The organism is Mesorhizobium australicum, assembly GCF_900177325.1.
Lineage (GTDB): Bacteria > Pseudomonadota > Alphaproteobacteria > Rhizobiales > Rhizobiaceae > Mesorhizobium_A > Mesorhizobium_A australicum_A.
Genome location: NZ_FXBL01000004.1, coordinates 4,717,501 through 4,729,078 on the forward strand (window position 1 = coordinate 4,717,501; position 11,578 = coordinate 4,729,078).

The 11,578-nt window shown below is 65.8% G+C and carries 15 protein-coding genes (1 of these 15 cut by a window edge); 6 read left to right on the forward strand and 9 right to left on the reverse strand.

The features are described from left to right. Nucleotides 1-1,542, forward strand: partial view of a M23 family metallopeptidase gene (locus tag B9Z03_RS25640; RefSeq protein WP_085466816.1) — the 3' portion only. 414 nt of this gene lie to the left of the window's left edge; only the last 1,542 of its 1,956 coding nucleotides appear in the window; the start codon falls outside the window, past its left edge; its stop codon occupies nt 1,540-1,542. Between the two features lie 33 nt (nt 1,543-1,575). On the opposite strand, the gene B9Z03_RS25645 is transcribed toward B9Z03_RS25640, so the two are convergent. Then, entirely contained in the window at nt 1,576-3,009 is a 1,434-nt protein-coding gene (locus tag B9Z03_RS25645) for an MFS transporter (RefSeq protein ID WP_244561844.1), read from the reverse strand. Between B9Z03_RS25645 and B9Z03_RS30345 the strand changes: the two genes are divergently transcribed. Beyond that, complete coding sequence (locus tag B9Z03_RS30345) at nt 2,972-3,109, forward strand: hypothetical protein (RefSeq protein ID WP_244561948.1); 138 nt, start codon at nt 2,972-2,974, stop codon at nt 3,107-3,109. The two genes, B9Z03_RS25645 and B9Z03_RS30345, sit on opposite strands and share 38 nt — an antisense overlap. Nucleotides 3,110-3,185: 76 nt before the next feature. Here B9Z03_RS30345 and B9Z03_RS25650 read toward each other — a convergent pair whose 3' ends face one another. Beyond that, a complete protein-coding gene (locus B9Z03_RS25650; RefSeq protein WP_085466818.1) occupies nt 3,186-4,583 on the reverse strand; it encodes a L,D-transpeptidase family protein in 1,398 nt (465 codons plus the stop codon). A gap of 154 nt (nt 4,584-4,737) precedes the next feature. After that, complete coding sequence (locus tag B9Z03_RS25655) at nt 4,738-5,301, reverse strand: TetR/AcrR family transcriptional regulator (protein ID WP_085466819.1); 564 nt, start codon at nt 5,299-5,301, stop codon at nt 4,738-4,740. A 110-nt stretch (nt 5,302-5,411) separates the two neighbouring features. On the opposite strand from B9Z03_RS25655, the gene B9Z03_RS25660 reads away from it, so the two are divergent. Continuing rightward, on the forward strand, nt 5,412-6,200 hold the full coding sequence (locus B9Z03_RS25660) for an SDR family NAD(P)-dependent oxidoreductase (protein WP_176247642.1): 789 nt from the start codon (nt 5,412-5,414) through the stop codon (nt 6,198-6,200). A 6-nt stretch (nt 6,201-6,206) separates the two neighbouring features. Here B9Z03_RS25660 and B9Z03_RS25665 read toward each other — a convergent pair whose 3' ends face one another. Further along, nucleotides 6,207-7,178, reverse strand: coding sequence for a GlxA family transcriptional regulator (locus tag B9Z03_RS25665; RefSeq protein ID WP_085466821.1), 972 nt, complete (start codon nt 7,176-7,178; stop codon nt 6,207-6,209). Between the two features lie 127 nt (nt 7,179-7,305). On the opposite strand from B9Z03_RS25665, the gene B9Z03_RS25670 reads away from it, so the two are divergent. Beyond that, nucleotides 7,306-8,451: a DJ-1/PfpI family protein gene (locus tag B9Z03_RS25670; protein WP_085466822.1), complete on the forward strand. Its 1,146-nt coding sequence runs from the start codon at nt 7,306-7,308 to the stop codon at nt 8,449-8,451. Nucleotides 8,452-8,553: 102 nt separating this feature from the next. Here the strand turns inward: B9Z03_RS25670 and B9Z03_RS25675 are convergent, their stop codons facing one another. The 5 genes from B9Z03_RS25675 to B9Z03_RS29595 all read right to left on the reverse strand — a co-directional run bounded on the left by B9Z03_RS25675 (nt 8,554) and on the right by B9Z03_RS29595 (nt 10,661). Continuing rightward, nucleotides 8,554-9,366 carry a transglutaminase-like domain-containing protein gene (locus B9Z03_RS25675; RefSeq protein WP_085466823.1) on the reverse strand — a complete coding sequence of 271 codons (813 nt, stop codon included), beginning with the start codon at nt 9,364-9,366 and terminating at the stop codon, nt 8,554-8,556. Between the two features lie 7 nt (nt 9,367-9,373). Further along, the gene (locus B9Z03_RS25680) at nt 9,374-9,637 is read right to left on the reverse strand and encodes a DUF1488 family protein (RefSeq protein ID WP_085466824.1); all 264 of its coding nucleotides are present in this window, start codon (nt 9,635-9,637) and stop codon (nt 9,374-9,376) included. 75 nt (nt 9,638-9,712) lie between these two features. Then, nucleotides 9,713-10,078, reverse strand: coding sequence for a hypothetical protein (locus B9Z03_RS25685; RefSeq protein WP_085466825.1), 366 nt, complete (start codon nt 10,076-10,078; stop codon nt 9,713-9,715). Continuing rightward, nucleotides 10,075-10,335, reverse strand: a complete 261-nt coding sequence (locus B9Z03_RS25690; protein ID WP_085466826.1) for a hypothetical protein — start codon at nt 10,333-10,335, stop codon at nt 10,075-10,077. The genes B9Z03_RS25685 and B9Z03_RS25690 overlap by 4 nt, the downstream gene beginning before the upstream one ends. Continuing rightward, nucleotides 10,332-10,661, reverse strand: coding sequence for a hypothetical protein (locus B9Z03_RS29595; RefSeq protein ID WP_139832392.1), 330 nt, complete (start codon nt 10,659-10,661; stop codon nt 10,332-10,334). Before B9Z03_RS29595 ends, B9Z03_RS25690 begins: the two co-directional genes overlap by 4 nt. A 268-nt stretch (nt 10,662-10,929) precedes the next feature. Between B9Z03_RS29595 and B9Z03_RS25695 the strand changes: the two genes are divergently transcribed. After that, nucleotides 10,930-11,322 carry a hypothetical protein gene (locus tag B9Z03_RS25695; RefSeq protein ID WP_085466827.1) on the forward strand — a complete coding sequence of 131 codons (393 nt, stop codon included), beginning with the start codon at nt 10,930-10,932 and terminating at the stop codon, nt 11,320-11,322. Between the two features lie 68 nt (nt 11,323-11,390). Then, nucleotides 11,391-11,558 (forward strand): hypothetical protein, encoded by a 168-nt coding sequence (locus tag B9Z03_RS29955; RefSeq protein ID WP_176247643.1) that lies wholly within the window; start codon nt 11,391-11,393, stop codon nt 11,556-11,558. Nucleotides 11,559-11,578: the final 20 nt, after the last annotated feature.

An 11,578-nucleotide genomic window follows, 5' to 3' on the forward strand; every position in this document is an offset into this window, starting at 1 on the left:
TCGCGCAGCTATCCGCCCTTCGATCCGCTCGACGTCTTCTCCGACGACGATGCGCCTGCGCCCGCCACGGCCGAGGCGCCGGGCGTCATCTATGGCGCGAAGGTCGAGAGCGAGGTCAGCCTGCGCACCATCGACTTCCCCGTAGCGACGGCGGCCTTCGACGAGAAGAGCGCGCTGAGCGCGGACGAGATCGAGGAAGTGGTGCGCGAGACCGGCATCGCGCTGTCGGACGGCGCGGTCCAGGTCGCCGCTCTCCATTATGTCGATCCGGAGCGCTTCGGTCAGTCGCTCGGCGGCGCCGGCATCGGCCAGTCCTATGCCCGCATCATTCCCGAAAACGTCTCGACCGCCATCCGCGCGCCGATGGACGGGGGATCGGTCGGATTCTCCGAGGACTACGTGCCGATTCGCGCCGAGAAGGATCTCAGCGATGCCTTCAAGGACGCCGGCTACGACGAGGAGATGTCGTCCGGCATGGTGAAGGCGCTCGTCTCACACCTCGGCGGCCCCGCGATCAAGCAGGGCAGTGTGCTGCGGATCGGGGTCGAATCGACCGGAACGCAAAACCGGATCGTCCGCTGCAGCCTCTACGATGGCCAGCAGCACATCCTTTCGATCGCCATCGACGACCGGAACAGGTTCGTTCCGGCCGACGAACCCGAGAGAACATCCGAACTCGCGAGCGCTTTCGACGATTCGCCGGCGCCGCTCAGGGCCCGCGGCGATCTGCCGAACGTCTATGACGGCATCTACCGCTCCGCTTATTCCTACGGCATGTCGCGGCAGATGACACAGCAACTCATCCGCCTGCTCGCCTCGGACGTCGACTTTCAGTCGCGTCTCAACCCGTCCGACCGGATCGAGGTGTTCTTCTCGCAGCCTGCGGACGATGATTCGGCCTCGGACGAATCCGAGCTTCTCTATGTGAGGGCGTCTTTCAGCGGTAACACGCGCACGCTCTACCGTTTCCAGATGCAGGACGGCTCCGTCGACTACTTCGACGCCGACGGCCGCTCGGCACGCCAATTCCTGCTGCGCAACCCGGTCCCGAACGGCAAGTTCCGCTCCGGCTTCGGCGGCCGGCGGCATCCGATCCTCGGTTATGTTCGCATGCACACCGGCGTCGACTGGGCGGCCCCCCGCGGCACGCCGATCATCGCGGCCGGCAACGGCGTTGTGGAGAAGGCTGGATGGACCGGCGGTTATGGCCGGCAGACCATCATCCGCCACGCCAACGGCTACGAGACCTCCTACAACCACCAGAGCGCGATTGCCCAGGACGTCGTGCCGGGCGCGCGTGTCCGCCAGGGCCAGGTCATCGGCTATGTCGGCTCGACCGGCCTGTCGACCGGACCGCACCTCCACTACGAGCTGATCGTCAACGGCAACAAGGTCGACCCGATGCGCGTGCGCCTGCCGACCGGTAAAGTGCTGAAGGGCGAGGAGCTTGAAGCCTTCAAGAAGGAAAAGGAGCGCGTCGACACGCTCCTGGCCGACGACGAGAAGAATCCGCTCAAGGTCGCGGAAGCAGCGGCGAAATAGGGCGGCGCAGTTCGGCCTTCCCGGACGGCTCGACTATTCTTCCGATTCGGTCCGCTTCGGCGAGCTCGGCACGGTCGCGAGCGCGACGAGCGCCGACAGCACGCACAGTCCGGCATTGACGAACGCGACGGTGGCGAAGGCGCTGTCGCCGGCCGCAATTCGCGCAGCCTCGCTCGCCGCGTCGAGCACCGTCTCCGACGCGACACCGAATTCGGGCACCTTGCCCGCGAGATCCCCAAGGGCCGAGGCATAGCCGAACGCGGTGACGACCCCCATCGCCGCCACCGCGATCAGACCGGCGATGCGCGATACGGCGTTGTTGATTCCGGACGCCGCCCCAGTCTGCTGGTCCTCGACGACGGTCATGACGGCGGTCGACAGTGGCGAGACCACCAGCGCCATTCCGAGCCCCATGACCACCATCATCGGGAAGACGCCGACCCAGAACGAGTGATACTGCGCCAGCGAGACGACGCCGAGGGCGGCGAAGGCCGCGCCGACGATCAGGCTGCCGACGGCGATCGGCAGTCTTGGTCCGATGTTGTCGGACAGTTTCCCGACGATCCCGGACAGGAGCGCGATGAAAACCGAAAGCGGAAGAAAAAGAAAACCCGTCTGCGCCGGGCTGACGCCCCAGCCGGCAATCAGCAGCATCGGCAGATAGAACAGGATCGCCGACAGCGCGAAATAGAGGAAGAATGTCGAAACGTTCGCGCCACTGAAGGCGCGGTTGGCGAACAGGCCGAGGTCGACCATCGGCTCCGACGCTCGGCTCTCCCAGAAGACGAATGCCGCGAGGATCGCCAGGCCTGCGACGATCGCCAGGACGGACTGCGTCGGCGAGGCGCCGTTCTCGCCCTCGGTGAGTATCGTCAATCCGAAGGCGAGCAGGCCGAAGCCGATGGCGGCGAGGACTGCGCCGTTGAGGTCGAGCGCCTTTTTGCTGCCGGGCGGGTCTGCCGGAACGCGGACCGCCAGGAGCCAGACCGCCACCGCGCCAAGCGGCAGATTGATGGCGAAGATCGCACGCCAGATCGAATCGTCGAAGACCGAGAGGGCAAACCCGCCAAGAACCGGGCCGAGCGCGGTGGTCATGGCGGACGCCGCCGCCCAGATGCCGATCGCCCTGCCCCGCTCCGCCTTCGGATAGGCTTTGGCGATGATGGCCAGGCTGCACGGCACCATGATCGCCGCACCGATGCCCTGCACGGCGCGGAATGCGATGAGCAGCGCCGCATTCGGCGCCAGCGCACAGGCGACCGACGCGGCGACGAAAAAGGCGATGCCGGCGATGAAGGTGAGCCTGAGGCCGAATCGATCGCCCGCCGCGCCTCCCGTCAGGATCAAGGCCGACAATGTCAGCGCATAGGCGTTGGAGATCCATTGAGCATTGGCGAGCGAGGCACCGAGATCGGCCCGGATCGCCGGCATGGCGATGGAGACCACCGATCCGTCGATGAATCCCATGCTCGACGCGAGGATAGCGGCGGCCAGCACATATCGCCGGCGTGAAGACGGGCAGAAGGTCGATGCGGAAGCGGACGATACGGCCATGAAGGCAGTCTAGCCGCAAAAGAATGGAGGGGGGCCGGAATTCGTTCAGGCCAGTGGCCGGCGGCGTGAATCGCCGCGTGCCTCCTGCCCTACTCGACGAACTCCACCGTCACGCCCTTGGTGACCAGTTTTGCCAGTTCCTGCGCGTCCCAGTTCGTCAGCCGCACGCAGCCATGGCTGTTGGTCTTGCCGATCTTGGAGGGATCGGGCGTGCCGTGGATGCCGTAGGTCGGCTTCGACAGCGCGATCCAGACCGATCCCACCGGGCCGTTCGGGCCGGGCGGGATGCGCAGCACCTTGGTGTTGTTGCCCTGGGTGAAATTGATCTTCGGATTGTAGGTGTATTCCGGATTGATCGCGACGCGCTCGACGGAATGCGTCCCGCTCGGCGACGGCGTGTCGGACGAACCGATCGTCGCCGGATAGGCCACCACGAGCCGCCCCATTGCATCATAGGCGCGCACCTGCTCGCGGCCCTTGTCTGCGATGATGCTGGCCACCTTGCGCGTGACGTTCCCGCCCGTGTTGGCGACGCGAATCACCGCGCCCGGCCGGAATTCGACGCCCTTGTTGAGATCCTTCAGATAGGTCTCGCTCATGTGGAAGCGCTCGGCGAGCATTTCCACCACCGACGTGTAGCTCATCGCCTCGAGCTGCGCCTTCTCGCTATAGTCAGCCGGGATCGACGCGACATAGGGGCCGGCGACGTCCTCCGGCGTGATCGTGTAATCCATAAAGGCTTCGCCGCCGCGCGCCGCGAGCTCGCTCTCGACCGTCGCGAAATCGACCATCGACAGCTTCACCCCGGTGATCTCCTGATAGGCGGCGATCGCCTTGTCGACATTGCCGCCCATATGGCCATCGATCACGCCGGGCGAGACGCCGGCGCGGTCAAGCAGCACCTGCAGCTTCGCCACGTTGAGGTCGGCCTTCTTGGAAATGGTCGGCTGGTCGGCAGGCGCCGAAGGCGACAGCCTTGGCTCGTCCGAAGGCGTCGGCAGCGCGCGGCGCTCGACCGGCTCGTCATAGACAGCTCCGCCGGGTGCCGGGGGGAAATAGGTGCCGTCTATGGAGGCCTCGTCGCCGGGATAGGCCTGGTCCTCGTACGGATCGGCATAGGCCGGATCGTACTCCTCGCGCGACACGCCATAGCCGCGGGCGCGGTCGCGCTCCAGCCGGCGCATGTCCTCCGGATCGTCCAGATAGTAGCGCCCGCCGCGTTCGGCATAGGGGTCCTGATAGCGCGGCTGGCCGGGCGGCACCGAGCCGGTGGCGCGGCGGTCGAGATTGCGCGGCCGCTCGATGCGCAGGATCTCGCCCGTATAGGCGTCGCGGATCACCCTGCGGCCGTGCTGGTCATAGTAGACCTCGATCTCGCGCGCCTGCGCGAGACGGTAGTCGTCCTGCGCAAAGGCCGGAACGGCGGTCAGCGAGGTGGAGGAGATCGCGGCCGCGAGAGCGGGCAATAGGATGGTCTTGAGCTTCATGCGGCGAAAACTCTTGTCGTCGGATCAGGTTGCGGAAGGCTCACGATTTCTCCCGCGCCCTCCTTCAATGCGCAGATTATGGTTTCTCGAAGATGAACCGAGGATGAAGACGAATCGGCGCCGAAGCGCGGCCCGGAGCGCCCTGCCCCTTGGACTAGCTGGCTGATATCTCGCCGATGCGAGTATCGATCCAGGCGCGGGTCTCCTTCAGAACCTCTTCGGAAAGAGCCGGATCGTCGATCGACCGGGCGAGGATCATCGCCCCTACCATCGCCGCCCAGCTTCCTATCGCTGCACGGCGCCTTTCCCCCGTATCCCCGCCGGGCAGTCCTTTACCGATGCGTTCGATCTGCGATCCAAGTCCTTTCGCCATGGCCGCCCGCGCGGCCGGGGTCTGGTGACGCGTCTCGGCGGCCAATCCTGCCGTCGGGCAACCGTCGGCCGCGTTGTCGCGATGTTCGGGCGAAAGATAGGCGTCCAGATAGGTCCGAAGATCGCCGGACCCGCCCCCACTGGACGCCAGGGCATGGGCAAGGGCCTGGGCCACTAGGTCGTCCTTGGAATCGAAGTGGCCATAGAATCCGCCATGGGTCAGGCCGGCGGCCTTCATCACCTCCGCCACGCCGACCGCGTCGAACCCCTTCTCGCGGAACAGCCGGCCGGCTGCATCCAGGATCCGGGCGCGGTTTTCCGCCATCTGCTCACGGCTGACTCTCATTCCCGAATTCTCCGCCGGCGCCATTGACGTTTACATGACGACCATCATATTAATTTGGAATCATGATGACCGTCATGAATATAGGTTCCATCCGAGAAACGAGCAATCCCATGGCTGATATTCCCTCCGTCCTCATCACAGGAGCGTCCTCTGGAATCGGTGCGACTTACGCCGAGCGTTTCGCGCGCCGCGGCCATGATCTTGTTCTGGTGGCGCGGGATATAACACGCCTCGAGGCCCTTGCCGCGCGGCTCCGGGCTGAAACCGGCGTGGCTGTCGACATTCTGCCGGCCGATCTCACGCAACCCGGCGACATCGCTGCGGTGGAGACGCGGCTGCGCGCGGACCGCCGGATCGGGGTGCTCGTCAACAATGCGGGCGCCAGCCTTGCAGGCCGTTTCGAGAAGCAGCCGGCCGATGGTCTCGATCGCCTCGTCGCCCTCAACGCCACCTCTGTCGTCCGGCTCGCCAGCGCCGTGGCTCCGCGTTTCGTGGAAGCGGGCGCGGGAGCCATCGTCAACATCGCCTCGGTGGTCGGACTGATCCCGGAGTTTGGCCAGACGGTCTACGGCGCGACCAAGGCGTTCGTCCTGTTCCTGTCTCAGGGGCTGAGCTTCGAACTCGCGCCTAAAGGCGTCTACGTGCAGGCGGTTCTTCCTGCGGCGACACGCACCGAGATCTGGGAGCGGGCGGGCGCCGACGTCAATGCCCTGCCAGCGATGATGGAGGTCGGCGAGTTGGTGGATGCGGCCCTTGTCGGCTTCGACCGCCGTGAACCCGTGACGATTCCCGTGCTTGGCGAGGCCGGAAAGTGGGAAGCCTATCAGGCGGCGCGCCAGACAATGCTTCCGGATTTTTCGCAGATCCATGCGGCCGAACGCTACCGCGCGGCGTCCTGAAAACACTCACAGCTCCGGATGCATGTCGCGGAACAGCCGCGGCGCGATGCCGAAGCGGCGCTCGAAGGCCTCCGCGAGGCGCGCGGGTGGAAAAAGCCCCACCTGCGCCGCGACCGATTTCAGCGACAGCCCGCGCGACAGAAGCATGCGCGCGGCGTCGAGCCTGGCGGTTTCGACGAAGCGGGCCGGCGTCTGGCCGGTCGCCGCCACGAATCTGCGATGAAAGGTGCGCTCGGTGAGGCCGGCGCGGACGGCCAGCGATGGCACGTCCAGGGACGCGTCGAGATTTGACTGCATCCACCCGATCAGGTCGGCAAACGGGCTGCCGCCCTTCACCTGCGCCTTGAGCACGGGGCTGAACTGCGACTGGTAGCCGGGCCTGCGGGCATAGAGCACCAGCCGCTTGGCGACCTCGCCGGCGATCGACGCATCGAGATCGCGCGCGATCATCGCCAGCGCCATGTCGATACCCGTGGTCACCCCGGCCGATGTCCACAGGCGGCCGTCGATCACGTAGAGCGCGTCGGGATCGACCGTCACCCTGGGAAAAGTCTCCGCGAAGGGCTGGCAGGAATCCCAATGCGTCGCGACACGGCATCCATCGAGCAGGCCCAGCGCCGCGAGCACGAAGCCGCCGGTACAGACCGAACCGAAGCGCTCCGCCGTTCCGGCCAGGTGCGGGAGGGCCGCCCGCAGCGCCGGGTCCGCCACCGCGGGCAGGAGATGCTCACGCTCGGCGCCCACGACCAGCACCGTCCGGGCTTCCGCGGATCGAAGATCGGCGATCGGCCGCGTCTCCAGCGCGACGCCGCTGCTGCTCTCCACGCCTCCGCCCCGGGCCGATGCGAGCCCGACCTTGTAGAAGTCGGACTTTCCGCGCTGGCGCAGTGCGCGATTGGCGCCGTTGAAGACCGATGCCGGCCCCGAGACGTCGAGCAGTTCGAACCCCGGATAGACGATGAAGGCGACATCATGCATTGGCAGAAATTACCATATCTATGTCATTTCTGCCAGACACCCGCGGTGCTAGGTTTTTGCCGCGATGGGGAGCGCCCGGCAGGCATGGGCGTTCTCCCGAATTCGGGTCCTTGGTCTGGAGACGATCATGTCGAAATCCTTCTTCATCTGGGGCGGGGTCGCTCTCGTCATCCTGTCGCTTGCAGGCTTCGGAGGCTGGCTGCTGACGCTTCCCGCAGGAACAGCGGCGGCAGAGGCGCCGCCGGTGCCGCAGCAGGAGGCCGATGCGATGCTTGCTGCGCTGAAGCCGAAGCGCGAGCGGCCGCTGGTCGCCGTCATCGGCATCAACGACGCCACCGAAACCACCGACTACCTGATGCCGACCGGCATCCTGCGCCGCGCCGACGTGGCCGACGTGATGATGCTGGCGACCGGCGAGGGTCCGGTGCAGCTCTATCCGGCGCTCAAGGTCGAGCCGGACGCGACCATCGCGGCCTTCGACGCCGCGCATCCCGAGGGAGCGGACTATGTCATCGTGCCCGCCATGAGCCGCGACGACGATCCGGCGGCGCTCGCCTGGATCAGGAGCCAGGTCGAAAAAGGCGCGACGATCGTCAGTGTCTGCGCCGGCGCCAAGGTCGTGGGCGCAGCCGGCCTGCTCGACGGCAAGCGCGCGACGACGCATTGGTACTATCTCGGCGAGCTGCTGCAGCGCAGCCCGACGGCCCGCTATGTCGCCGACCGGCGGATGGTCGTGGACGGCACGGTGGCGACGACGACCGGCATCAGCGCCTCCATGCCGATGATGCTGACGCTGATCGAGGCGATCGCCGGCCGGGCGAAGGCGGAAGCGGTCGCGCGCGACCTCGGCGTCGAACGGTGGGATGCGCGCCACGCGAGCGGCGCGTTCAAGATCACGCGCCCATTTGCGACGACCGTGCTCGTCAACCGCTTCGCCGTCTGGAACCGGGAAGAGTTCGGGATCCGTCTCGAGCCGGGCATGGACGAGGTGTCGCTGGCCTTGGTCGCCGATGCGTGGTCGCGAACCTATCGGTCGAACGCGACCACCTACGCCGCCTCGACGAACGCGGTGGAGAGCCGGAACGGCGTGCGCGTCATTCCCGACGGGTCGGGCACGGGCTTGCCAGAAGACCGGCGCGTCTCGACCTACCCCGATCAGCGGCCCGCCGATGCTCTCGACCACGCGCTCGACGCAATCGCGGCGCGCTATGGGGAGCGCACCGGCAATGTGGTTGCCATGCAGCTCGAATATCCGAAGCGGGCGACCGACTGATGATGGGGCAGATCTGGCAGGCTCGACGCTTCGCCCGCTGAAGGGCTCGAAACGGCCCGCCAGCATCTTGCCGTCAGGTCGCCCCCTTTGCGCCGACGGCCCTCACGCGACCGCGTCTACCTCATACGTCCACACCCGGAACGACTTCAGCACATGCGGGCCGAAGGAGTTGATCAGCGGGATGTCGGCGGCGTCGCGGCCGCGGGCAACGACGATGCGGCCGATACGCGGCCGGTTGTTGCGTGGGTCGAACGTGTGCCAGTCGCCGTCGAGATAGACCTCCATCCAGGCGCTGAAGTCCATCGGGTCGACCACCGGCACGCCGATATCGCCGAGATGGCCGTTGACGTAGCGCGCTGGGATGTTGAGGCAGCGGCAAAGGGTGACGGCCAGATGGGCAAAGTCGCGGCAGACGCCGATCCGCTCCTGCCAGGCCTCGTAGGCGGTGCGCGTCGAGCGCGCCTGCATGTAGTCGAAGTTGATGTGGCCGTTGACGAAGTCGCACACCGCCTGCACGCGGGCCCATCCCGGTGTCACGTTGCCGAACAGGTCCCACGCGGTCTGCGACAGCCGGTCGGTCTCGCAGTAGCGGCTGCCCATCAGATAGACCAGGCACTCGTCCGGCAAATCCGGCACCGGCATCTCGCGCGCATCGGGCAGGATGCGGTCTGGCAGGCCGTCATCCTCGATCGTCGCGTCGCCCCACAGTGTCAGGTCGCCGGCCGGCGCGACGAGCCTGCGGCAGCGGTTGCCGAAAAGGTCGCGATAGCTCGAGACCGGAACGACCGGATTGGTGAAGGTCTGCTCCGGAACCCGGACATCGGCGGCCCGGTCGTCGTGGACCGACATGAGGCAGACGAGAGCAGTAGGCTGGGGAAAGGTAAGCGTGATGTCGTAGCCGTAGCGGATCAGCATCCGGGCCTCATCGAAAATCGGCGGAGGTGAGCGTGTAGGACGTTCGTCGGCCATGCGAATAGGCTTCGCGGGCGACATCTTGGATGGATCCGCGCGCCGCATCAAACGCCGAAAGATACTCGGCCTCCGACGGCACCGGCGAACCTCGCACGGACAACGCGTCCGCCTCGATGAAGAACGGCACCTCGAACATGCCGTCGTGGCCGATGAAGCGCACGGCGTTGCGCACCTCGTCGAAACTGCGGCTCGGATTGGGGAAGGCAAGGCCCATGACGCTCACGCCTTGCCCTTGGCGCGCAGCGCAGTCGGGCTGGTCGCAAGCTTGATCTGGCTGCCGAAAGTGCTCTCAGGCGTGGGCGGAGCCTTGTCCTGCTTCGGCTTCCTGATCTCGCGCGTGCTGCGTTTCTGTCCCTTGGCCATGGCCGAATGTCCTTTCGAGGAGAGCTGCGTCGTCCGATCCGGACGACGGCGTCGCGGCCTCGAGACTGTCCTGCGTTGCCACCCGCTCGTGACGTTCGTCGTCGCTGCGGATGCGGTACTGTAGGGAATCGCCCCGCGGCGGTAGCCTCGCGGTGATGTGGTAGTTGCCGGCAGCCTTGGCGAGGCGGCCGAAGCCGCCCTTCAACCTCACGAGTTGCCCCACCGCAAAGAGATGGGTCGCAGCTTCCTGCCGCACCGGGCGCGCGCCGGGCCGTCGGGTGTCGTTCGTCATGATCCAAGATCCCTTTCGAGAGCGGATTTGAGATCGGCGGAATCGATCGGCACGATCTGGAACCTCGTCGCGGGCCTGCCGATCCCTGGCAGATGGAGAAAGGCACCGACCTGCCGCCAGGCAAGCAGCGAAAGACCTTCGACCAGCTCCTCGTCATAGTCGACGCGGTAATCGCCGGCTGGCTGCGCGCTATCCAGGCCTTGCAGCCGGAAGGGCGAGGAGAAGTGGACAGTCGTCTGCGTCGTGCGGATGGTCATGCCTTCTGCTTTCCGCAAGCGGTCGCCACGGCAGCGCCTGCACCAATGCCATCCGAACCGGACCGATGCCGGGCTGCCAGTACATCCGTGGTCAACTCGGCGTTCGTTCCAGGGTTCGAACGGCGCGACATGCCGCGCCGGAAAGGCGCAAGGCGGTCGCTATCGAAAATTCGGTGGTGGATGGCGGGTCTCTGACACCGCGAAAGCCAGATCGGCCAAATCAACGAGATCCATATATGCGCCTCAATCGAGTTTTGTTCAAGCTGGAACGCATGTTTTATTTTCAGAAAAGCTGAAAACGATACGCGTTCGAAATCCAGATTCAAATTGAATTCCTGTTTTCACCCGAGCGAACATCAGTCGATGTCCTGTTTTTGGGCCGTATTATTTTGAGTCGCGGAGTTTTATTTTCCCCGCTCCTATCATTCGATCTGCAATGGGGATATTGTCGAAGAGCGGTTGTCTCCTACGGTGGCTGCAGAAAGAACCCCGATGAAATCCGCTCCACTTCCACGACCGCGTCGTCATCCGGCGCGCGGAAGATGATGTGCCATTCCCCGGCGGGCTTCCCCACATCAACCAAGGAGCACATCGATGGCCATGCAAGGCAGCGCGACCAAGACCCTGTCCCAGCGCTGGGACGATTACCGTCCAACGAAATCGACCCTCGTCTGGGCCTGCATCGGCGCGGCGGTGGTGACGATGATCGTTGGCTTCACCTGGGGCGGCTGGATGACCGGCAAGACCTCGCGCGAACTGGCGTCGGCAGCCGGATCGACGGCGCGTGGTGAACTCGCTGGTCAGATCTGCGTCGACAGGTTCAGGACCGCGCCCGACTCCGCAGCGCGACTGACCGAGCTCAAGGCGCTTTCCGGCGCCTTTGCCCAGCGACAGTTCGTCGAGGCAGGCGGTTGGGCGACGATGCCCGGCCAGACCACGCCCGACAGGCGAGGCGCTGAAGCCTGCGCCGCCGCACTCGTCGCCTGAGCCCACACCGAAGACCTCACGCTGGCCGGGACGCACGCCCCGGTCAAATGCCCAGCAAGGAGCGCACGATGATCACCTATACCAAGAAGCCGGCGCCCCAGCCGACCCCGAACGAGACCGAGACAAACCGCTTCGACCGCATCCGCAAGGCCGCAGCCGAGCAGCACAGGAAATCCGACACCGACGGCGCCAAGCGCCGCGAGCGCCGGACGGTCGAGGACAACCGGATCATCTGAGCCGGTTCATACGCGGAAGG